The organism is Kribbella sp. NPDC048837 (genome assembly GCF_055586945.1).
Map to the genome: position 1 here is coordinate 625840 of NZ_JBVJHF010000003.1, position 22192 is coordinate 648031.

Below are 22192 nucleotides of genomic sequence, written 5' to 3' on the forward strand. Positions count from 1 at the left end.
GATCACACACCACTCCGCCGACAGTCCGCACGCGACTTACCGGGGCGGCTCACACCGGTGGTGTTTGGTCCGGGCGGGATCGGGCACGGGGCGGACTCGATGACACCGAACGTTTGGAGTGGTTGTGCTTACCCTGACTGAGAACGCGACGCTGGTGATCAAGAGCATCACTGGAGTCGAGGGTGCGCCGGAGGGGGCCGGGGTGCGGATCTCGCAGGAAAACCCGGCGGATCCGGCGCTCGCGGTGACGACGACGGAAGCACCGCGGCCCGGTGACCAGGTGGTCGAGGAAGCCGGTGCGCGCGTGTTCCTCGAGCAGAACGCCGCCAACGCGCTCGACGACAAGATTCTGGACGCGGCCGTCGACGAGAAGGGCGGTGTCGAGTTCCTGCTGGTGCCGCAGCCGGGTGCCGGCCGCGAGAACGGTGCCGCCCCGGCTGTCTGACAGCCGAACCGCGCGCGGCCGGGACCGCTCCTCCCCAGGTCCCGGCCGCCGCGTGTGCCTGATCAGACCGCGCTGCGCTGCGCGATCCAGCTGTCGTGCAGCCGGGTGTAGACGCCGCCGGCGCCGACCAGCTCCGCGTGCGGACCGCGCTCGACGATCTCCCCGTTGTCGAAGACGAGCACCTCGTCGGCCGCCTCCGCGGTGGACAACCGGTGCGCGATGGTGACCGACGTACGCCCGGCCATCAGGCGCTCCAGCGCTGCGTTCACCCGGACCTCGGTGCCGGGGTCGACGGCGGACGTCGCCTCGTCCAGCACGAGCAGATCGGGGTCAGCGATGTTCGCCCGGACCAGCGCGACCAGCTGACGTTCGCCCGCGGACAGCGATTCGCCCCGCTGACCGACCGGTGACTCCAGGCCGTCCGGCAGCGACTCCAGCCAGTCCGTCAGCCCGAGTGACTCGAAGGCGTCGAGCAACTGCGAGTCCGTCACCTCCGGCCGGCCGAACCGCACGTTCTCGGCCAGCGACGAGTCGAACAGGTACCCGTCCTGGGGCACCATCACGACCCGCTCCCGCAGCGACTCGAACGAGATCTCCCGCGCGTCCACGCCGTCCAGCCGGACCGAGCCCGCGGTCGGATCCATCAACCGCGTCAGCAGCTTCGCGAACGTCGTCTTGCCCGACCCGGTCTCACCCACCACCGCGACCCGCCGGTGCGGCTCGAGCTGTACGTCGACATCGCGCAGGACCAGCTCACCTTCCGGGTACGCGAAGTCCACGTCCGCGAACTCGACCGTGATCGGCCCGCGCGGCTGCTTCACGCCCGACTCCCCCGGGTCGACCACGTCGGCCGGTGTCGCGATCACGCCGAGCACCCGCCGCCAGCCGGCGAACGCACTCTGCGCGTCGGTCAGCACCTGGGTGGCGATCTGGACCGGGTCCGAGAACAGCGCGACCAGGAACATGAACGCGAGGAGCTCCCCCAGCGTCGCCTGCTTGTCGACACCCAGCAGCACACCGACCGACAGCACACCGGCGTTGGCCAGGCCCGCGGCCAGACCGCCGATCGAGAACGTCACACCGGTGAGCGCCTGGGCCCTGGTCGCGGTCCGGCGGTAGTCCTCGATCGAGGCGTCGATGCGCTCCTGGGTCCGCGTCTCGACGGCGTACGCGCGGACCACCTGGGCGCCGACCACTGGCTCCGAGATCGCGGACAGCATCTCGCCGACCTTCGCCCGGACCACACCGTAGGCCTTGGACATCGCGCGCTGCAGGTACTTCAGACTGGCGAACAGCGGGATGAAGCACGCCAGCACGACCAGCGCGAGCTGCCAGGAGTAGAAGAACATCACCACGGTCGCGAGCAGCATCTGCCCGATGCTGACCAGGAAGATGAACCCGCCGAACTGCAGGAACTGCGACACCGTGTCCACATCCGACGTCACCCGGCTGACCAGCGCGCCGCGGCGCTCGGTGCTCTGCGTCAGCACCGGCAGGTCGTGCACGTGCCGGAACGCCTTGATCCGCATCGTCGCCAGCCCGTTCTCGGAGTTGATCGCGAGCCGCACGGTGGTCAGGTACGACGCTCCCGCCGTGACCACGATGGCCAGCGTGCAGACCAGGCACATCCACGCGACGTAGGAGATGTCCGGCCCGCCAGGCCCGGACAGACCCTTGTCGATCGTCTGCTGCACCGCGATCGGTACGACGATCCGCCCCGCCGTCATGGTCAACGCGAGAATCCCGGTCACCACCCAGCCTCGAGCCAACTCGGGCGAGACCTTCAGCCCCTGCTTCAGAGTCTCGAGACCACCCGCGTCGTCCCCGTGGTCCAGCCGCGATGCTTCTGCCCCGCTCACGCGGATGCTCCTTCCGCGTCCATGTCGTCGAGCTCGGCGGCCAGGTCCGCTTCTTCCTGGCGGCGCTCCGCGTCCTTCTCGTAGGCGTCGACCAGCTCCCGGTAGGCGGCCGACGTCCGCTGCAACTCGGGGTGGGTGCCGTGCGCCGCGATCCGGCCGTCGTCCAGGAACAGCACCTCGTCGGCCAGCGAGATCGTCGCCTTCCGGTAGGCGATCACCAGGACGGTGGTCGCGGCTTCGGAGCCCTGGACCGCGGACCGCAGCCCGGCCAGGATCCGTGCCTCGACCTGCGGGTCCACCGCACTCGTCGCGTCGTCCAGGATCAGCAGGCGGGGACGCCGTACCAGCGCGCGGGCCAGGGCGATGCGTTGCCGCTGGCCGCCGGACAGCGTCGTACCGCGCTCGCCGACCTTGGTGTCGAGACCGTCGGGCAGCGCCTTCACGAAGCCGTCGCCCTGAGCGATCCGCAGCGCGTCCCAGACGTCCTCGTCGCCGTACTCACCGCCGAGGGTGATGTTGCCGCGGATCGTGTCGTCGAACAGGAACGCGGTCTGCGCCACCAGCGCGACCGAGCCGGCGAGTTCGTCCCGGGCCAGCTCGCGCAGGTCGACGCCGTCGACTTTGACCGCACCCGCCTCCGGATCGACCAGCCGGGTCAGCAGAGTGGTCAGCGTGGACTTCCCGGCGCCGGTCGGCCCGACCACCGCGACTGTTCGCCCGGGCTCGATGGTGAAGTCCACCCCGGCCAGGACATCGCGCTCCGGCAGGTACCCGAACCGGACGCCGGCCACCTGCAGCCGGGCCGCCTTCGGCGAGGTCAGCCGGGCATCGCCGTACTCCATCCCGCCCGTGGCGGTCAGCACCCGCTGCACCCGGTCCCAGCCGACGACGGACCGCGGCAGCTCGCCGAGCACCCAGCCGAGCGCGCGGATCGGGAACCCGATCAGCGTGAACAGGAACGCGACCTGGACCACGTCACCCGCGTCGGCGCCGCCGGATTGGACCCGGTAGACCCCGACCAGCAGCACCGCGAGCACCCCCAGCCGGGGCAGGCCGTCGATCACCGGGTCGAACAGGCCGCGGGCCTTGTTCACCGCGATGTTCGCGTCCCGCAGCGCGTACGTCGGACCCCGGAAGCGCTCGGTCTCGGCGGCCTCGCGCCCCAGCGTCTTCACCACCAGGGCACCGTCGAACGACTCGTGCGCGACCTCGGAGACATCCGCGCGCAACTGCTGCGCCCGGGTGGCGAGCGGCTGCAGGTAGCGCTGGAAGATCACGTTCGCGACGAACACCAGCGGGAACACCAGGCAGCCGACCAGCGCGAGCCAGACGTCGGCCGCGAACATCGCGACGGTCGCGAACCCCAGCATCGCGATCACGCCGATGGCCATCGGCAGCGGAGCGATCACGAACCAGGTCGACTCGACGTCCGCGTTGGCGTTGGACAGCAACATGCCGGTGGAGTGCTGGTGGTGCCACTCGAGCGGAAGCTTCAGGTACTGCCGGGTGACGCGGCGGCGGTACGTCGCCTGCAGCCGGAACTGCATGACGCCGGCGCCGAGCCGCCGCCCGACCACGCCGATCGCGTTCAGCACCGCGATGCCGAGGAACAGCCCGATCAGCGAGGCGATCGCGCCGAAGGTGGTGTCACCGCTCTCGAAGGCCGGCCGGAGCACGTGGTCGGTCGCCCAGCCGAGCGCCCAGCCGCCGGCCACCGTCATCGCGCCGTAGAGCATGGCGGCCAGCACGGAGAAGGCGAAGATCCACGGCTCCTCCCAGATCGCCACCCGCAGTACCGCGAACCCTCTCCGGGTGACGCTGCCCTTGTCGGGGACCTTCGGCATGGGCAAGACGCTCTCCAGGACAGTCAGGTGCGAACACCATGCATAAGCATGACAACGATTGACATTCTGCCATTCCAGCGCCCCCTCCTGTTTTCTTTATTCCTTCCCTCCGCCGGTGGCGGAGGGAAGGACGGGAAGGAGGGTTGGGTTCGCGATTACGATCGAGTATGTGACCGACTACAGCCGGGTAGAGCGACTTGCTCTGTGTGATCTGTTCGACCAGCTCGGGCCGGATCAGCCCACGCTGTGTGAGGGATGGTCGACGTACGACCTCGCCGTTCATCTGTATGTCCGGGAGGCCGATCCGATGGCTGGGCCGGGGATCATGATCTCCGCGCTGGCCGACGCCACCGAGCGGCGGATGCGGCGGGCCAAGGAGCGCTACAGCTTCGCCGAGGTGGTCGGCAAGGTCCGCAACGGGCCGCCGCCGGTCTCGATCTACGCGGTCCCGAAGTTCGGCCACCAGCTGAACACGACCGAGTACTTCGTCCACCACGAGGACGTCCGCCGGGCCCAGTCGTCGTACGACGTGCGCACACTGCCCGGCGAGCAGCAGGCCGGCCTGTGGAAGGCGGTCCGGCTCGCGTCGAAGTCGATGACCCGGAAGGCGCCGAGCGGCCTGGTGCTCAGGCGCCCGGACGGTGCGACGTCCGTCGCGAAGCGGCCGACCGCGCTGGGCTCGGTGACGGTGACCGGCGAGCCGGGCGAGCTGGTGCTGTTCTGCTTCGGGCGTCAGCGGGTCGCCGACGTACAGCTCGAGGGGGACGCGGAGCTGATCGAGCGGCTCCGCAGCGCGTCATTCGGCGTCTGACTTCCCGGCCGCCCGTGTGCGCCGGACACGCTGGACCAGGCTGCTGCTCACGGTCACGAGTACTACGAGCAGGATCGCGGCGAGCACGCCCTGCCACGGCTCGTCGAACAGCGCGTACCCGACCAGGCCGATCGCCATGTAGACGGCTGCCCACAGCGACGATGCCGTCAGGTCGACCAGCGCGAACCGTTCCCACGGGTACCCGGCCAGGCCGGCCGCGAGCAGCACCGGCACCCGGCCGCCCGGGATCAGCCGGGAGGTCAGCAGGACGCCGATCTCGTGCTCGGACAGCCTGAGCCGCAGGGCATCGAGGGAGGCGTTGTCGCGCAGCCACCCGACCCGCTTGGCCAGCCGTTCACCACCGAATCGGCAGCCGGCGTACACGATCAGGTCGCCGATGTACGCGCCGGCCGCGCCGGCGATCAACACCCCGAAGAGCCCGATCGGGTTGCTGTGCGACGCGAGTACGGCGCCCGCCGACACCGCGGCGCCCGTCGGCAGAACCGGCAGCACCGCACCCACCAGCACCGCGCCGGCCAACGCGAAGAGATACCAGAGGTCGAACCTCGTGTCGCCGGTCATGCGACCACCTCGGTCGACTGACCCGGCTCCAGGACCTCCACCTGCACCGTCGGCGCCGCCTCGGTCATCGCGGCCTTGAACCTGTCCCCCGGTGGCAGGAAGAGCTCGGGCTTCAGCCAGTCGCACCCGATCGGCCAGAACGTCCCGAAGTGAACCGGGATCGCCATCCGGGCCTCGACCCGCCGCACCGCTTCCGCCGCGCGGACCGGATCGAGGTGTCCAGGACCGAGCGACGGACCCCAGCCGCCCACCGGTACGAGTGCCAGGTCCACCGGACCGACCTCCGCGGCCAAGCCGTCGAACAGGTCGGTGTCACCCGCGAACCAGACACTCGGCGCGCCCTCCACCCGGTAGCCGAGGGCCGGCCCGGCGTGCGACGACCAGGGCAGCCGGCGCCCGTCGTGATGGGCCGTGATCGCGGTGATGTCGAGCGAGCCGATCCGCACCTGATTGCCTGGGGCAACTTCGATACAACGGTCCGAGACGGCCGCGCCACTGTCCTGGTGGATCAGCTTGGCGGCACCGCGCGGCACCACCAGGGCGGCGTCCGGCGCGACCAGCGGCAACGAGGTCAGATGCAGGTGGTCGGCATGCATGTGCGAGATGAGCACGGCGTCACACCTGCCCGCTTCGGGCAGCGGGGACGGTCCGCGCCGCCGGCGCAGATGCGCGATCCGCGACGTCAGCACGGGATCCGTCAGGAGCCGCGTGCCGTTCGCTTCGATCGTGGTGGTGGCATGCCCCCACCAGGTGATCCGCACGCCTCAGGCCTCCACGCTCGACTCGACCGGTTTCCGCAGGTCCTTGCGGTGGCCCAGCTTCTCCAGCCAGCTGATCAGCAGTGTATGGACCGCGTCGGAGCCTACGGGAGGCTCGTCCAGGACCCAACGACTCGGGTGCACCAGGACCGCCTCGGTCTGCCAGCCGCCGATCCCGCCGTGGCACCCGACCAGCTCCTCGAACGCGGCCACCTCATGGGTGTACTCGTCCAGCCGGCTGACCACCACGACGTCGCCGTTGTGCGGCATCTCCGCCTGTCGCAGCATCGACGCGGCCGCGAACGGCCCGTACGGCGTCAGCGGGTCCTCGCCCTCGATCCGGCCGGACCGCAGCACGTGAACCCCGGCCCGCCCGATCGCAACCGGTCCCTCGGCGAGCGAGTCGACCACCACGAAGCCGACGCCGGGATGGGTCGCGAGGCCGGGGATCAGCTTCGGGTGCAGCACCTCGATCTCCTCGAGCGGGACCCGGCCGGGCGTCGTCGCGAGATAGAGCAGCGCCAGGTTGCCCGAGGCGGTGACCACCATCTGCTCGTCGGCGGCGACCGGCGGCTCGCAGTCCTTCGGCCCGAGCTCCACCTCGCCACTCTTGGCCTTTCCGTGCAGCGCCTTCCGGGTCACCGATCCGGCCACGCTGCGGCGCAGCGACAGCTCGGTCAGGAACGTGTTCACCGGCCCCCAGCCCTCGGACTTGCCGACCGCCGCGACCGGCTCCTTGGTGGTGTCGACCAGGTCGTCGACCACCTCGGTCAGGGTGCGGCCGTACCGCTGCAGGAAGGTGGAGCCCTGGCTCTGCCCGTGGTCGGACAGCACGACGATCTCGTACGCGTGCGGCAGGATGTCGATGATCCGCTGCAGCGCGCCCAGCACCCGGTCCAGGCCTTCGAGCGTCTGCAGCGACTCCGCCCGGGTCGGGCCGGCATGGTGCGCGACCTCGTCGTAGTCGACGAAGTCGCAGTAGATCACCGGGGTGCCCTTGACCAGCTCGTCGGTGACCAGCGAGACGTTCAGGTCGCGGAGCAGAACGTTGGTGATCGCGCGCAGGAAGATGTAGGCGCCGCCACGCTTGACCCGCGGGACCAGGTGCCGGACCCGCTGGCGCCGGGCCTGGTGCAGCTCCTTGACCATCTCGGCGAAACACAGCACGAGACCGCGCGCGGCACCCTGCGGGCTGGAGAAGAACCGTACGTAACCCCGGCTGCGGCTGTTCGGCAGGGCGGCCCGGCTGAAGACCAGTTCGCACCGGTCCGCGTCCCCGGACCAGTTGTTGCTGATGCTGACGCCGCCGTCGGCGAGCAGCCCGCGCCCGGTCGACATCCGGTCCTCGATCTCGGCGGCGTCCCGGCCACGGTTGGTGACCATCACCCGGCCGGTCTCCTTCTCGTACCACCGGAACGCCGGGATGTGCTTCGAGCCACCGTGCAGGATGCCGGCCTGGCTGGCCGGAGTGGTCGCCGGGACGCCGGTGTGCCACTCGACCATCGAGTGCTTGCCGTCGCGGATCCAGCCGCCCAGGTTCGGCAGGTTGCCGGCCAGGACCATCCAGTTCAGCAGTGGTGCGGACAGGCCGTCGATCTGGATGATCAGCAGCCCGGTCTTCGGCGCCGCCTCGATCCTGCGGGCCTTGCGGTGCACGACCCGCATCACCTCGGCGACGTACGCGTCGTCGCTGCCGGCGTACGCGACCCAGCCGACGAAGGCGCTCACCGCCGCCATCCAGATGGCGACCACCACGGGCGCCTCGACGCCGCCGTGCAGGGTCACGCCCGGATCCACGGTGATGCCGAGGTAGATGACGCCGAACTGCGACAGCAGGCCGCCGACGAGGACGCCGATCGAGCCGATCAGGATCGCCACCCCGGACAGCACCCAGCGCATCAGCATGCTGAAGACCGCGAGCAGCACGACCAGGCGGAGGATCGGCAGCCGGCCGTCACTGCTGATCTGCGGCAGCGTCCAGAACGTGATGATCAGCGAGACCAGCGAGGCGAGGCCGCCGAGGAGCATCGCCTGCAGGCCACGGCCGGTACGGCGCAGGTCCAGCCAGACCGGACGTCGTCGCCGCCGGTTCCCGGACACCTGCTCTGGTGGTTTCGCCATCGCCTGCTTCGTGCTCCCCGTCCGTGTCGCTGTGCTCTACGAGGGTACGAGGCAGGTTGCAGCGCCGTGGCACCGCGCCACGCCCCGGACGGGTGGTTCCCGGGTCAGGGCCGGGGTCTCCCCCGGCAACTCCCTGACCCGGAAGCTCACTGCACCTCTTCCATCGATTCACCTGGACGGCGAGAGGTCAATCGCGCTGATCACTGGACCCGGGGCCGCGAGGGGTGGAGACTCCCGCTAGTTGATTTCCGCCTGGTTGAGGGAGTTTCTCGTGAAGTATTTACCGAGAGTGTCGGGGCGCGGGGTCGTCGCCACTGTCGCCGCAGTGGCGGCGGCCGTCGGCGGTGTGATGACGCAGTCGGCCGGAGCGCCGGCCGGAGTACAGGCGACGCCGCTGCAGCAGCAGCTCGACAGCCTGCTGAACGACAGCCGGTACGACGGTTCGCAGGTCGCGCTCGTGGTCCGGGACGCGACCACCGGCGAGACGCTGTACGACCGGAACGGCGACCAGCGGATGCTGCCCGCCTCGAACACCAAGCTCTTCACGTCGACGGCCGCGATGCACGTGCTCGGCCCGTCGTACCGCTTCCACACCGATGTGCTGGCGACCGCGTCCGTCCGCGGCGGCAAGCTGCGCGGCGACCTGTACCTGAAGGGGTACGGCGACCCGACCGCACTGGAGTCCGATTACGTCGGACTGGCCAAGCAATTGCGCACGGCCGGTGTCCGCCAGGTCGACGGTGACCTGATCGCGGACGACACGTACTTCGACCACGTCCGCCTCGGCGACACCTGGTCCTGGGACGACGAGCCGTTCTACTACAACGCCCAGATCTCCGCTCTCACGCTCGCCCCGAACACCGACTACGACTCCGGTACGGCGATCGTCGAGAGCCGGCCCGGAGCGGCGGCCGGCGCCCCGGTCACACTGAACCTGGTCCCGGCGAACGGCGTGATCAAGCTGGTCAGCACCGCGACCACGGGCGCGGCCGGGTCGGCGAACACGCTGAGCATCGAGCGCGACCACGGCACCAACATCGTCCGGGTGACCGGTTCGGTGCCGCTCGGCGCGTCGGTCGGGCAGGAGTGGGTGACGGTCTGGGAGCCGGAGCTCTACGCGGCCGACGTGTTCCGCCGCGCGCTCGCCGCCCAGGGCATCCAGGTCGACGGCCGGATCAAGAACGCCGCCACCCCGGCGACCGCCCACCAGCTCGCCCGGGACGAGTCGATGACGGTCGGCGAACTGATGACGCCGTTCCTCAAGCTGTCCAACAACATGCACGCCGAGACGCTGGTCAAGACGATGGGCGCGGTCGTCGAAGCCGACGGCAGCTGGTCCGCCGGCCTCGGCGTCGTCACCGACTACGCCAAGAGCATCGGCGTCGACACCAGCCGGATCCGCCTCTCCGACGGATCGGGCCTGTCCCGCAAGGTCAACGTGACCGCCGACAGCGTCACCGACGTACTGATCGGGGCTCAGAAGGAGCCGTGGTGGCAGCAGTGGTACGACGCCCTCCCGATCGCCGGCAACCCCGAACGGTTCGTCGGCGGCACGCTGCGTAGCCGGATGCAGAACACCCCGGCCGCCAACAACCTGCACGGCAAGACCGGTTCGCTGACCGGCGTGACCGCGCTGTCCGGGTACGTCAGCACCAAGGACGGCCGCAAGCTGGTCTTCTCGATGCTGAGCAACAACTACCTGGTCAGCCCGCGCTCGATCGAGGACGCGGTCGGCGTGACGCTGGCCTCCTGGTCCGACCAGGCGCCGCCGGCCGCGGTCGCGCCGAAGAGCCTCCGGACGACGCAGACCACCTGCGACCTCGAGTGGGACAAGGCCTGCTGAGCTAATCCGTTCGACAGTACGGCGGTCGTTCACCACGATGTGTGAATGACCGCCGTACTGCCCGACACGCACACCGTCCGTCCGCCGACCAAGGACGACGCGGAGGCGGTCTTCGAGCTGGTGGCCGAGTACAACACCGCCGTCCTCGGCTTCGCAGACTTCACCCTGGACGACACGGTCGACCTGCTGACCGATCCCGGGTTCGAGCCCGCGACCGACGGCTGGCTGGTCTTCGAGGGCGAGCGCCCGGCCGGCTTCGGCATGGTCGCCGGCCGGGGCGACCATCGCCACCTCGACCTGGACGCCGTCACCGCCGACCCGCTGGTCTGGAGCTACCTCCTCGGCCGGATCACGCGCCGGGCGGGCGAGTTCGCCACCCAGTACGGACACGCGTCGGTGCAGCTCGACGGTCTCGCCTACCGTCCCGACGAGGGCCGCCGGAAGCAGCTGACGGACGCGGGGTTCGAGCCCGCGACGACGTACCACCGGATGCGGATCGATCACGACGGCCCGGTCGCCGCGCCCGAGGTTCCGGCCGGGGTCACGGTTCGGCGGGGCGCTCCGGACGAGGACAGCCAGCGTGCTGCGCACGGCCTGCTGACGAAGACGTTCGAGGGGCAGTTCGGCTTCACGCCACGGACGTTCGAGGAGTGGCGCGCGGCGCACGAGAGCCAGACGTCCTTCGACTGGTCGATGACGACGTTGCTCGCAGTGGACGGCCGGGCGGTCGCGTTCCGCGAATGCACGGACCAGTTCGTCGAGGACGAGGACTGCGGGTACATCGGCCGGCTGGGCGTCCTCAAGGAAGCCCGCGGGAAGGGACTGGCGACGTTCCTATTGCGCGACCAGTTCGCTCTGGACGCGGCGGCCGGGCGAACCGGCACGATCCTGCACGTCGACACCAACAACCCGACGCCGGCGCTCGGTCTCTACCTGTCGGTCGGCATGCGGGCCGCGCTGGTGATGGATGTGCTGCGGATCCAGGTCGACGCCGTATGACGCTGCCCGACGGCCACACCTCCCGGCCGATGCGGCTCGATGACGCCGCCATGCTCGCCGAGCGGTCCCGCGACTACACGCGGGCGTTGCTCGGGTTCGCGAAGCACAGTCCCGAGGACGTCGCGAACTATCTGCGCGATCCCGGGTTCAACCCGGCGACGGACGGCTGGATCGTGCTCGACGCGGCCGGTGAGTTCGCCGGTTCGGCGACCGCGATGTCGACCGGCGACCGGGTGAACCTCGAAGCGTTGAGCGAGGACCCGGCGATCGTGGAGTGGTTGCTCGAGCAGGGGATGCAGCGGGCCGACCGGGCCGGATCCGGCGAGGTCGTGGTGAGCATCGGTGTCATCCGGCAGGACGAGCTGATGCCGCCGATCCTCACCGCCCACGGCTTCACGATCGGTACGTCGGTCCACCGCATGCGCATCACCTTCCACGGCGCGGTGCCGCCACCCGCGGTTCCTGACGGTGCCGTCGTACGCCGTGGCGCCCTCGACGACGAGAGTCGCCGGGCGGCGCACGCCGTACTCGTGGAGGCGTTCCGTGGGCAGCGTGGCGCCGAGCCGCGGCCGTACCCGGAGTGGGCGGAGTCGCGGGAGAGCCGGTCGACGTTCGACTGGTCGCAGCTGACCACGGTCGAGCTCGACGGGCGCGCCGTCGCCGTGACCGAGTGCAACGACAACTTCGTCAGCACCGACAACTGCGGGTACGTCGGCCGGCTGGCCGTCGTACCGGAGGCGCGTGGCCGCGGGCTCGCCAAGTTCCTGCTGTACGACGCCTTCGCCGTCGACGCCGCGGCGGGACGATCCGGCACGATCCTGCACGTCGACAGCAGCAACCCCACGCCGGCCGTGGCGCTCTACACCTCGGTCGGCATGCGGCCGGACCTGATCAGCGACATCTGGCGGCGAACGATCCAGCCGGCCTGAGGCAGCCGCGTCCCTTCAGCACGACTCGCTCACCGGTGCTTCCGGCGTACACCGTGCGGTTCGCGAGCGCGCTCTGCAGGTCGAGGTCGAGGGTGGTCGGCGCGGGACCGGGGTTCGTGCACTGGTGGCCCTCGTTCTGGTCCGGGCCGACGCCGTACCGGTACGCCGCGATCCGGACCGAGTACGCGTCCTGGGACAGGATCCGGACGACCGTGTTCGGCAGGCACGGCTCGATCGCGACCTCGTCGGGTTCGACCGCCACGGTCAGCACCGACAGGCGGTCCGGATCCTGCCGCACCGAGGTGACCGCGATCTCGCCCCGCAGCAGGATCAGCGTCGTACCGATCTTGTACTGCTCTGGCGCCGGCCCGTCGACCAGGTACCGGGGCGCGTCGGGGCTGAACGTCGGCTCACGCTCGGCCTCCGGGAGGCCGAGGCCGGCGGCGATCCCGGCCACGATCACGATCGCCGCGACCGCGGCCGACACGACGTAACGCCGCCGGCGCCGCTCCCGGACGGCCCCTTCCAGCTCCTCGAACGGCGGCGCCTCTTCCGGCGTCCGCGCGTCGACGTACTCGACCAGCAGGTCACGCATTCCCGGTCACCGCCGCCAACGGCGCGAAGGCCCGCCGCGCCCGCGCCAGCCGGGACTTCACCGCACCGGGCCCGAGTTGCAGGTCCACGGCGATCTGCTCGATCGGCAGCTCCAGGACGTCGTGCAGTACGACGATCGCCCGCTGCTCCGGCGTGATCCGGGCCAGCGCGGCCGCCACGTCCGGCGGGGCACCACCCGACCCACGCACGGTGTCCGCGCGGCCCGTGAGCCGGGCCAGCGCCCGGATCGCCACCTGCCGCCGACGCAACCGGCTGATCATCGTCCGCACGGCGACGGCGCGCACCCAGGTCTCCGGGTCGTCGTACCGGCGGATCGCGTCCCAGCGGGCGATCAGCTTCACGTACGCGTCCTGGGCGACCTGCTCGGCGTCCGCGGGCGATCCACCGATCGACACGAGCACACCGATCAGCCGCGGCCAGGTCTGCCGGTAGAGGGCGGACATATCCGCCGTCGGATCCCTGTCGTCCCGCATCCGGTCGCACCTCCCGCCCAAGTGTCCCGCCGGACCCGGAGCGGCGACAGGGGTTGCTTCCAGGAGATCTGAGAGATTACTCTCGAAACATGTCTCTCAGAAATCCGTACGGCGATTTCGAGATCACCGACCCCCAGGCGATGCGGGCGCTGGCGCACCCGGTCCGGCTGGCCGCGCTCAGCTGGCTGCAGAAGAACGGTCCCGCGACGGCGACCCAACTGTCCGAACACGTCGGTGCTTCTCCCTCGGTCACAAGCTGGCACCTGCGGCACCTGGCGTCGTTCGGTCTCGTGGTCGACGGTCCGCCACCGGAGGGCTCCGACCGGCGGCAACGCTGGTGGAACGCGGTCGCCCGCGGGTTCCGGGTCACGATGCCGGACACCCCGGAGGGCCTCGAGGCCGGCCGGCTGCTGCTCGCCGAGATGATGAGCCAGGCCCTGGAGCAGGCCCAGCACTGGCTCGCCGAGACCGAGCCCGTCCTCGATCCCGAGTGGCACCGCGTGGCCGGGTCCGCGAACACCCGCCTGATCGTCACCGTCGACGAGGCCGACGCGATCGAGCAGGAGATCGAGCAGGTACTCGCGCCGTACGTCCAGCGCGGCACGGACGGCGCGCCGCCGGACGCGCGGCCGGTCCGCCACCTCCGCATGTCATTGCCCGAAGCAACAACCTGATCCGGATCCGTTCACCTCTCTCCGGCTCTTTTTGTTTTTCTTTGTCTAAAGCAACAACCTGAACCCGTCCTGGGGGGACCATCATGAGCACAGTCACCACGACCACCAGCCTGTGGCGCGACCGGCGGTTCCGGACCTTCTGGTCCGCGCAGACCGTGTCCGAGTTCGGCGACCGGATCACCGAGCTCGCGCTGCCACTGATCGCCGTCACGCTGCTCGACGCCTCCCCCGCGCAGGTCGGCTTCCTGACCGCGGCCGTCTGGCTGCCGAACATCGCCTCGCTGTTCATCGGCACCTGGGTCGACCATCGCCGGGACAAGCGCCCGCTGATGATCGCGGCCGACCTGGCCCGCACCGTTCTCCTGCTCACGCTGCCGGCGGCGTACTGGCTGGACCTGCTCGGACTCGGCCAGCTCTATGCGATCGCGATCCTGGCCGGTACGGCGCACGTCCTCTTCAACACCGCCTACGCGTCGTTCTTCGTCCGCCTGGTCGAGCGGGACCAGTTCCTCGAGGCGAACAGCAAGCTGTCCGCGACCCGGTCGATCTCGTTCATGGGCGGCCCGGCGGTGGCCGGCCTGCTCGTGCAGTGGCTGACGGCACCGGTCGCGATCGTCGTCGACGCACTGTCGTTCGTGTTCTCGGCGATCCAGCTCAGCCGGCTGAAGACCACGCCCGGCGAGGCCGACGAGGCGTCGGAGCCGTTGCTGACCCGAGCTCGGGCAGGCATGCGCTACCTGCTCCGGCACCCGTACTTGCGGCGCAGTCTCGGCTGCGCGACCACGGTCAACTTCTTCAACCTGATGGCCATGGCGCTGCTGGTGCTCTTCGCCAGCCGCGAGCTCGGGCTCTCGGCCGGAACGATCGGCCTGGCCTTCGGGATCGGCTCCGTCGGCGGTCTCCTCGGCGCGGTCGCGGCGGCACCGCTGAGCCGGATCTTCGGGGCCGGCCGGGTGATCGCGGCCGGATCGATCGTCTTCCCCGGCGCGATGGCGCTCGTGGTGCTGGCCGACGGACCGGTCTGGGTCCGCGCCAGCGCGCTCGCCGGCGCCGAGTTCGTCGCGAGCTTCGCGGTCATGTGTTTCGACATCCCGCTGAACTCGCTGCAGGCCGCGGTCATCCACGACCACATGCGCAGCCGGGTCGCGGGCGCGTTCACCAGCATCAACTACGGGATCAGGCCGCTCGGCGCGGTCGTCGGCGGGTTCCTCGGCACCTGGATCGGTGTCCGCGAAACCCTCCTCGTCTCCGCCGCCGGCGGCCTGCTCTCCGTCCTGTGGCTGATCGGTTCACCGATCATCCGCACCCGCTCGCTGGATGGCCTGGAGCCACCTGAGCTCTAGTCGTGCACCCCGCTGTCGACCAGGTCCTCGATCTCGTCGACCTTGGCGACGGTCTTGCGGAGCGGGACCTCCTTGATGAAGAACACGGCGATCAGGCTGACCACGGCACAGGCCGCCGCGATCAGGAAGATCCGCCCGGTCGCATCGCCGTACGACTGCCGGACCAGCTCGGCGAGCTGCGGCGGCAGGTGACCGACATCCAGCAGGCTGGTGCTGCTGGATCCACCCTCCTGCAGCTTCCGTGCGGCCTCCGCACCGCCCGGTCCGGCGAGCACCCCTTGGATGATCAGGTCCTTCACGCGCCCGGCGAGTACGGCGCCCAGCGCGGCGACGCCGACCGCACCACCGAGGCTGCGGAAGAACGCGACCGTGGCACTCGACGCGCCGATCTCGCGGACGTCGACGGTGTTCTGCACGGCGAGGACCAGGTTCTGCATGGTCATGCCCATGCCGAGCCCCATCGCGAGCATGCCGAGACCGACGTACCAGTACGGCGTGGTGTGGTCGATCGTGCCGAGCACGACCAGGCCGGCGACCAGCAGGAACCCACCGGCCACCAGGTACCGCTTCCACTTCCCGTAGCGGGTGATCATCTGCCCCGAGCCGACCGACCCGAGGAACGAGCCGAGCATCATCGGGATCGTCAGCAGACCGGCCTCGGTCGGGCTGTAGCCGCGGGCGATCTGGAAGTACTGCCCGAGGAACAGCGCGCTGCCGAACATCGCGACCCCGACCGCCAGGCTGGCCACGATCGCCAGCGCGGTGGTCCGCTGCCGGACGACCTTCAGCGGGACCAGCGGCTCCGCGACCCGGTTCTCGACCAGTACGGCGAGGAGGCCGAACAGCACCGTGCCACCGACGAACAGCGCCGACTGCCAGGACATCCAGGCGAAGTCCTGACCGGCGAACGTGACCCAGAGCAGCGGCAGGCTCGCCGCGACGCTGATCAGGATCGCGCCGAGGTAGTCGATCCGGACCTCACGCTTGATCAGCGGCAGGTGCAGGTACTTCTGCAGGATCACCAGGCTGATCAGGGCGAGCGGGACGCAGACATAGAAGCACCAGCGCCAGCCGAGCCAGGAGGTGTCGACGATGACGCCGCCGATGAGCGGGCCGCTGACAGTCGCGACCGCGATCACCGCACCCATGTAGCCGGAGTACCGGCCGCGGCTGCGCGGCGGGATGGCCGCGCCGATGATGGCTTGCGCCAGCGCCATCAGACCGCCCATCGCGAGGCCCTGCAGGACGCGGGCGCCGATCAGGAACGGCACGGTGTGGGACAGGCCGGCCAGCGCGGAGCCGACCACGAACAGCGAGATCGCCAGCTGCACCAGCAGCTTCTTGCTCATCAGGTCGGCGAGCTTGCCCCAGATCGGGGTCGACACCGTGGTGGCCAGCAGGCTCGCGGTCAGCACCCAGGTGTACTGCGTCTGGGTGCCTTCGAGGTCGGCGATGATCGTCGGCAGGGCGTTGCTGACGATCGTCGAGCTCAGCATCGCCGTGAACAGCGCGGCGAGCAGGCCGATCAGGATCTCGAGGATCTCGCGATGGGTGAGTTCCGGTGCAGCGGGCAAGTGCTGCTGCCGGGTCTCGGTGACAGTCATCAGTCTCCAGTCGAAGTAGTGCGCCTCACGACCTGGTTGACCTCGGTGATGGCGTGCGCGAGCCGCTGCATGGTCTGCGCGGCGGCGAGCAGCTGGTCGTCGTCGAGGTCCGCCAGGGCGGCACGAAGATGCTGGGTGTAGGACGAGTAGAGGGCCTCCAGCCGGGCCTTCCCAGGGGGTGCGAGGCTGACCAGCCCGACCCGGGCATCGGCCGGGTCCGGCCGACGGCTCACCAGTCCGTCGGCTTCCAGGGCGGCCAGTTGCCGGCTCACGACCGAGGCGTCGACGCCGAGCTTGGTGGCGATCTCTCCGCCGCGCTGCTCGCCGCCCTTGAGCAGGACCTTGAGCACACTCGCGTCGGATCGCCGCAGCCCGCTGTCGGGCATCAGGTGCCGGTGCTCCACACAGCGCACCGCCCGGATCAGCGAACTGACTCCCTCGAGCAGCTCCTGCGCCGGCGCGTCCCGCTCCACCCCCGGGACGAGGGGTTCCTGAGCTAGTTGCATAACCCAACTATATACCCGATTAGTTGGTTTCTGCAACCATATGGCGGACAGGCCGGTTTCGTTTACGGAGAGTCAGTTTTTGGCGGAAGCGGGTCCATCATGGCGACTCTCCGTCTATCCTTTCCCGAGGGGGGCATTTGCTGCGGCGGTGCACCGAAGTCCAGGGAGGGACTGAGGTGGGGGCCATGAAGGCCACCAGAATCGATCAAGCACACTTCGAGCCGACAGTCGTCGGTGCGGTACGCCGCCACTGGGTCATGGTCCTGGTCATCGCGGTGCTGACCGCCGCGGCCGCGACGGCGTACTCACTGACGCAGACCGAGCTCTACCGCGCGTACGCCACCGTCACGGTGCCGCAGAGCACGCCGGCCGCGGGCGAGGCCCGCCCCCAGTACTTCGACAGTCAGGTGCTGCTGCTGCAGTCCCGGGAGGTCGCCAATCGCGCGGCCATCATCGCCAACATGTCGCTGAACGAGAACGTGCTGACCCAGGAAGACTTCGCCGGCGACCACAAGTCGCTGGAGATCACCCCGCCGGAGCAGGCCACCCCGGGCAGTTTCGGCTCCAGCATCGTCGCCCTCACCTTCACCTGGCCGGACGCCAGGGTGGCCCAGGCCGGTGTCAACGCGGCGCTGCAGGCGTTCGACGACGCCCGATCCGCCGCCATCGCCGCGCAAGGTGCGGCCGACCTCGCCGCGGTCGAGCGCGCCATCAACGACGCCCGGACCGAAGGTCAGCTGACCGATCTGAAGAACCAGCGCACCAAGACCCTGGTCGACCTGGAGCTGGACCTGGCCACCCATCCGACCGTCGTCTGGGCCGCCGAACCGCAGGTGCCGATCAACGGCAACGCGAAGCGCGCCGGGGCCATCGGGCTGCTGGCCGGGTTCGTCCTGGGTGCCGTGCTGGCCTACCTGCGGGTCAGTCGCCGGCGGTGCCTCGACGACCGGCTCGACCCGTTCGCGATCTACGACGCGCCGCTGCTCGGGGACATCCCGTCGGCCCGGAACCACCGGATCCGGACCGTCCTGTCGACCGCCGCACACCCGCTGCCGATGGCCGTCGATCCGCAGTCGCCGACCGCCGAGGCGTTCCGGTTCACCGCGGGGTCGGTCGAGCGGATGCGTGCCGCCCGGGACGACCGGCTGGCCGTCGTCTTCGTCTCGGCCGACAGCAGCACCGCTCGGAGTGCGGTCGTGGCCAACCTCGCCCTCGCGGTGGCCGAGAACGGTACGCCGGTCCTGGCGGTGGACGCCGATTCCGCCGAGAGCGGCCTCACCGGCCTCCTCCTGCCGGGCAGCCCGGAGGCCGACGGATTCGAGCAGGTCGTGGCCGGGTGCCGTCCGGTCTCCGAGTGCATCGAGCCGAGCCCGCTGAACGCCGACGTCACCGTCCTGCGGGCCGGTCCCGCCCGGGTCCGGCGGACCAGCGGCGTGGCGTACGCCGAGGCGGTGGAGAAGCTGATCGCCGAGGCCAAGGAGTCCTTCGAGTACGTGCTGATCGACAGCCCGGCCGTGCTGACAGCGGCGAACGCGGTCGAGCTCGTGCAGGACTCCGACGCGACCGTCGTCGTCCTCGGCCCCGGTGAGGCGGTCCAGGACCACGTCAGCGTGGTCGAACGTCTCGAGCGGGTCGAGCCGGATCTCGCCGGTTATGTCTACCGGCGGACCGGCCGGGGGCCGAAGTTCGTCCGCCGGATGCGGGAGCGGACCGCTCGCCGGGTCGGCCAGGAGTCGGTGCAGTCCGCCGAGCTTCTGGCGTTCCGGCCGCCGAAGAACCGCCGTACGTCGGCACGCCTGCCGCGAGGCTGATCCGGGATGTCGTCGCCCGCCGGTCGTCGACGTGCGCTCGGCAGCGCCCTGCGCGCTCCGCCGACGCAGGCATCCGGCCGGCTCTGGGTCCTGTACGGCCGCTTGCTCGGGCCGCTCCTGGGCGGCTACCTGTTGTTCGACCGGGCCTTCGCCTATCTCCATCTGCCCGGCAGCCCGATGTTCGTCGGCGAGATGGTGCTCGGGGTCGGCGCGGCCGCGACCGTCGTGGCGACCCGCTTCCTCAAGATGCCGCTGCGGGACGAGTCCATCTTCGCCCTGCTGGTCGCGTTCGCAGCCTGGGGATTCATCCGGATGCTGCCCGGCGTCGCCACCTACCACCTGGATGCGCTGCGGGACGCGGTGCTCTGGTTGTACTGCCTGTTCGCGTTCTTCGTGGCGGCCGCCCTGGCCAGGTCGCCGGAACTCATCGACCGGTGGATCACCCAACTGACCCGGTTGACTCCGTGGCTGCTGCTCTGGCTGCCGTTCGCCGTCGTGCTCTATCCACTGTCCGACAGCGCCCCCGTCGTGCCGTTCACTGACGTATCGGTGCTGTCGCACAAATCCGGGAGCGCGGCGATCGCGGCGCTGCTCGTGCTCGGGTGCATGTGGCTCCTGCCCGGCACGCGGAGCGCTCGCAGCCGCACGGTCTGGAGCGTGATGGCGCTGGTGGTGATCGCCCTCGCCGCCACCCAGAATCGCGGCGGCCTGCTCGGCGTGATGGCCGGTGGGGCGGTCGGGCTGGCGTTCCTCCGCAACCGCGTGGGTCTGGCCGCCCGCGTCGTCCTCGTGATGGCCGTCGGCCTGGGAGCGGCTTCGCTGCTGTCGCTGAAGATACCGCTCGGCGGACTGCAGGGGCGGGAGTTCTCCGCCACCCAGCTGATCGCCAACGTCGTCAGCCTCGGCGGGAAGGAGTCCCCCGGCAACCTGGGCGGCACCGTCGAGGGACGTGAGCAGCTCTGGACGCGGATCCTCGACAAACAGATCGCGGACGGGCATCTCGTCGACGGCTCCGGCTTCGGCCAGAACCTGGCCAGCGAGGTCGGCATCCTCGACGCGGGCAAGGACTCCCTGCGGAGCCCGCACAACTCGCACCTGCACATCCTGGCCAGGATGGGGGTGGTCGGCATCTCGCTGTGGATCGCCCTGTGGGTGGGCTGGTACTGGCGCATGGTCGCCGGCTGCCGGCGCCTGGCGCGCGAAGGGCTGCACACCAGACGGCAGGTCGCCGTGCTCACGCTGATGGTGACTTCGGCCGTGCTGGTGTCCTGCTTCTTCGATCCCCAACTGGAGGGACCGCAGGTCGCGGCGCTGCTGTGGACCGCCTTCGGGATCGGGGTGGCGGTGACCACGGTCCGGCCCTGGTTCGGTGGCGGGACGTCACCGTGAGACCGACACGGGGGCGGCGGCGCTGGATCGTGGCCGGGTGCGCGGTGGTGGGGTTGCTGGCACTGGCGTGGCCTTTCGACGCAGGCGGCGGATCGATTCCCGCCAGACCGTCCGGCCTGCCCGGCGTCACCGGCTCTGTCGGTCCGACCGGCCCCGTTGGCCCGGTTCCGAGAGCCTGTGACGGCGTCGTGGTCGGTCCCGCCGAGGACCTTCACTCGGTCCTCGACGCGCATCCGGCGGGTACGACGTACTGCCTCTCCCCCGGCATTTACCGGCTGGAACAACCCCTGGAGCCGAAGGACGGTGACGCGTTCATCGGTTCCCCGGGGGCGGTGGTCAGTGGGTCGAAGATACTGACGGGCTGGCGGCAGACCGGCAGCGTCTGGTCGACCAGGGGATTCCTGCCGCCGGCACCGGACGACCACGGCGAGTGCCAGGAATCCGTACCGACCTGCGCGTACGCCGAGGACGTGTTCGTCGACAAGCAGCGGCTGACGCGCGTCGACTCCGCGGCGGCCGTGAGCGCCGGTACCGTCCACGCCGACTACCGCACCAACACCATCACGATCGGCGACGATCCGGCGCTCCACCTGGTCGAGCAGGCCGTCGCGCCCAGCCTCATCCGGGCGACCGCCGACCGCGTCACCGTCGCCAACCTCGTGCTCGAGCAAGCTGCGAACGAGGCCCAGGTCGCCGCCGTCGAGTCCCGCCGGACGACGCCGTACGGGATGGGTGCCGGCTGGCAGATCCGGCACAACGAGGTGCGCCTCAACCACGGCGTCGGTCTCGGCCTGGCCGACGGAGCCGTCGTCAGCGCGAACTTCGTGCACCACCAGGGGCAGCTCGGTTTCGGTGCCTGGGGCAACGGATCGGTGGTGAGCGGCAACGAGATCGCGAACAACGGAACGGCCGGTTACTCGCCGGACTGGGAGGCCGGCGGGAGCAAGAGCTGGCGGACCGGCCGGCACACGGTCACGCACAACTACGTCCACGACAACCACGGTCCCGGGCTGTGGACCGACGGCGGCAACATCCACACGGAGTACTCGGCCAACCGGATCACCGGGAACTGGGGAGCCGGCATCCAGCACGAGATGAGCTACGACGCCGTCATCCGGGACAACGAGATCTCCGGGAACGGCCTGCTGCACAAGGGCTGGGCCTGGGAGGCCGGGATTCAGATCCAGTCCTCGGGCGGGACGACGGGACTCGTCGAGGTCGCCGGAAACACCGTCGGCGGCAACGCGAACGGGATCGCCCTGATCGAGAGCGGCGGCCGGGCCGACGAGAAGCCGGCGCCGCACGGACCGCACATCGTCCGGAACGTGTGGGTCCACGACAACCGCGTCACGATGGCCGACGGCCAAGTCAGCGGCGCCGTCCAGGACATCGGCGACACCGCGGTCTACACCCGGAACAACAACCGCTTCGAGAACAACACGTACGTCGTGCCGTCACTCGCCCAGCCGTACTTCGCCTGGAACGACACCGACCTCACCTGGTCGCAGTGGCGCGACACCGGCAACGACACCGACGGCCGGGCCGTCCGCTGAACCCCGACCGGCCGGGGCCGCCGTTCAGCCGGG

General features: G+C 70.2%; 19 protein-coding genes. 10 read left to right on the forward strand and 9 right to left on the reverse strand.

The genetic code is table 11. The features are described from left to right. Positions 1-124: 124 nt before the first annotated feature. Positions 125-445 carry a Fe-S cluster assembly protein HesB gene (locus ACZ6O0_RS18575; RefSeq protein ID WP_465766140.1) on the forward strand — a complete coding sequence of 107 codons (321 nt, stop codon included), beginning with the start codon at positions 125-127 and terminating at the stop codon, positions 443-445. A 62-nt stretch (positions 446-507) separates the two neighbouring features. Here ACZ6O0_RS18575 and ACZ6O0_RS18580 read toward each other — a convergent pair whose 3' ends face one another. Beyond that, a complete protein-coding gene (locus tag ACZ6O0_RS18580; RefSeq protein WP_465766141.1) occupies positions 508-2304 on the reverse strand; it encodes an ABC transporter ATP-binding protein in 1797 nt (598 codons plus the stop codon). Next, the gene (locus tag ACZ6O0_RS18585; RefSeq protein WP_465766142.1) at positions 2301-4148 is read right to left on the reverse strand and encodes an ABC transporter ATP-binding protein; all 1848 of its coding nucleotides are present in this window, start codon (positions 4146-4148) and stop codon (positions 2301-2303) included. The genes ACZ6O0_RS18580 and ACZ6O0_RS18585 overlap by 4 nt, the downstream gene beginning before the upstream one ends. 169 nt (positions 4149-4317) lie before the next feature. Between ACZ6O0_RS18585 and ACZ6O0_RS18590 the strand changes: the two genes are divergently transcribed. Next, a complete protein-coding gene (locus ACZ6O0_RS18590) occupies positions 4318-4959 on the forward strand; it encodes a TIGR03085 family metal-binding protein (RefSeq protein ID WP_465766143.1) in 642 nt (213 codons plus the stop codon). Here the strand turns inward: ACZ6O0_RS18590 and ACZ6O0_RS18595 are convergent. Genes ACZ6O0_RS18595 through ACZ6O0_RS18605 form a run of 3 tightly spaced genes read right to left on the reverse strand, consistent with a single transcriptional unit; the run spans position 4945 to position 8420 of the window. Next, positions 4945-5541 (reverse strand): DedA family protein, encoded by a 597-nt coding sequence (locus ACZ6O0_RS18595; RefSeq protein ID WP_465766144.1) that lies wholly within the window; start codon positions 5539-5541, stop codon positions 4945-4947. The genes ACZ6O0_RS18590 and ACZ6O0_RS18595 overlap by 15 nt on opposite strands. Next, positions 5538-6302, reverse strand: coding sequence for an MBL fold metallo-hydrolase (locus ACZ6O0_RS18600; protein WP_465766145.1), 765 nt, complete (start codon positions 6300-6302; stop codon positions 5538-5540). Before ACZ6O0_RS18600 ends, ACZ6O0_RS18595 begins: the two co-directional genes overlap by 4 nt. A gap of 3 nt (positions 6303-6305) precedes the next feature. Next, the gene (locus ACZ6O0_RS18605; RefSeq protein WP_465766146.1) at positions 6306-8420 is read right to left on the reverse strand and encodes an alkaline phosphatase family protein; all 2115 of its coding nucleotides are present in this window, start codon (positions 8418-8420) and stop codon (positions 6306-6308) included. A gap of 271 nt (positions 8421-8691) precedes the next feature. On the opposite strand from ACZ6O0_RS18605, the gene dacB reads away from it, so the two are divergent. The 3 genes from dacB to ACZ6O0_RS18620 are packed head-to-tail and all read left to right on the forward strand — an operon-like array spanning position 8692 to position 12191. After that, positions 8692-10263: a D-alanyl-D-alanine carboxypeptidase/D-alanyl-D-alanine endopeptidase gene (gene dacB / locus ACZ6O0_RS18610; protein WP_465766147.1), complete on the forward strand. Its 1572-nt coding sequence runs from the start codon at positions 8692-8694 to the stop codon at positions 10261-10263. Between the two features lie 45 nt (positions 10264-10308). Next, positions 10309-11262, forward strand: coding sequence for a GNAT family N-acetyltransferase (locus ACZ6O0_RS18615; protein WP_465766148.1), 954 nt, complete (start codon positions 10309-10311; stop codon positions 11260-11262). After that, positions 11259-12191 carry a GNAT family N-acetyltransferase gene (locus ACZ6O0_RS18620; protein ID WP_465766149.1) on the forward strand — a complete coding sequence of 311 codons (933 nt, stop codon included), beginning with the start codon at positions 11259-11261 and terminating at the stop codon, positions 12189-12191. The genes ACZ6O0_RS18615 and ACZ6O0_RS18620 overlap by 4 nt, the downstream gene beginning before the upstream one ends. On the opposite strand, the gene ACZ6O0_RS18625 is transcribed toward ACZ6O0_RS18620, so the two are convergent. Further along, positions 12154-12786 carry a hypothetical protein gene (locus ACZ6O0_RS18625; RefSeq protein WP_465766150.1) on the reverse strand — a complete coding sequence of 211 codons (633 nt, stop codon included), beginning with the start codon at positions 12784-12786 and terminating at the stop codon, positions 12154-12156. The genes ACZ6O0_RS18620 and ACZ6O0_RS18625 overlap by 38 nt on opposite strands. Continuing rightward, positions 12779-13279 (reverse strand): RNA polymerase sigma factor, encoded by a 501-nt coding sequence (locus ACZ6O0_RS18630; protein WP_465766151.1) that lies wholly within the window; start codon positions 13277-13279, stop codon positions 12779-12781. The genes ACZ6O0_RS18625 and ACZ6O0_RS18630 overlap by 8 nt, the downstream gene beginning before the upstream one ends. A gap of 89 nt (positions 13280-13368) precedes the next feature. On the opposite strand from ACZ6O0_RS18630, the gene ACZ6O0_RS18635 reads away from it, so the two are divergent. Together ACZ6O0_RS18635 and ACZ6O0_RS18640 are read left to right on the forward strand one after the other, a co-directional pair. After that, entirely contained in the window at positions 13369-13953 is a 585-nt protein-coding gene (locus tag ACZ6O0_RS18635; protein WP_465766152.1) for an ArsR family transcriptional regulator, read from the forward strand. Positions 13954-14036: 83 nt separating this feature from the next. Continuing rightward, positions 14037-15296 (forward strand): MFS transporter, encoded by a 1260-nt coding sequence (locus tag ACZ6O0_RS18640; RefSeq protein WP_465766153.1) that lies wholly within the window; start codon positions 14037-14039, stop codon positions 15294-15296. On the opposite strand, the gene ACZ6O0_RS18645 is transcribed toward ACZ6O0_RS18640, so the two are convergent. Together ACZ6O0_RS18645 and ACZ6O0_RS18650 are read right to left on the reverse strand one after the other, a co-directional pair. Beyond that, a complete protein-coding gene (locus ACZ6O0_RS18645) occupies positions 15293-16900 on the reverse strand; it encodes an MDR family MFS transporter (RefSeq protein ID WP_465766154.1) in 1608 nt (535 codons plus the stop codon). The genes ACZ6O0_RS18640 and ACZ6O0_RS18645 overlap by 4 nt on opposite strands. After that, complete coding sequence (locus ACZ6O0_RS18650; RefSeq protein WP_465766155.1) at positions 16900-17406, reverse strand: MarR family winged helix-turn-helix transcriptional regulator; 507 nt, start codon at positions 17404-17406, stop codon at positions 16900-16902. Before ACZ6O0_RS18650 ends, ACZ6O0_RS18645 begins: the two co-directional genes overlap by 1 nt. A 185-nt stretch (positions 17407-17591) precedes the next feature. On the opposite strand from ACZ6O0_RS18650, the gene ACZ6O0_RS18655 reads away from it, so the two are divergent. The 3 genes from ACZ6O0_RS18655 to ACZ6O0_RS18665 are packed head-to-tail and all read left to right on the forward strand — an operon-like array spanning position 17592 to position 22159. Then, a complete protein-coding gene (locus ACZ6O0_RS18655; RefSeq protein WP_465766156.1) occupies positions 17592-19217 on the forward strand; it encodes a Wzz/FepE/Etk N-terminal domain-containing protein in 1626 nt (541 codons plus the stop codon). 6 nt (positions 19218-19223) lie between these two features. Next, positions 19224-20606 (forward strand): O-antigen ligase family protein, encoded by a 1383-nt coding sequence (locus tag ACZ6O0_RS18660; RefSeq protein WP_465766157.1) that lies wholly within the window; start codon positions 19224-19226, stop codon positions 20604-20606. Beyond that, on the forward strand, positions 20603-22159 hold the full coding sequence (locus ACZ6O0_RS18665) for a right-handed parallel beta-helix repeat-containing protein (protein ID WP_465766158.1): 1557 nt from the start codon (positions 20603-20605) through the stop codon (positions 22157-22159). Before ACZ6O0_RS18660 ends, ACZ6O0_RS18665 begins: the two co-directional genes overlap by 4 nt. Positions 22160-22192 lie beyond the last annotated feature (33 nt).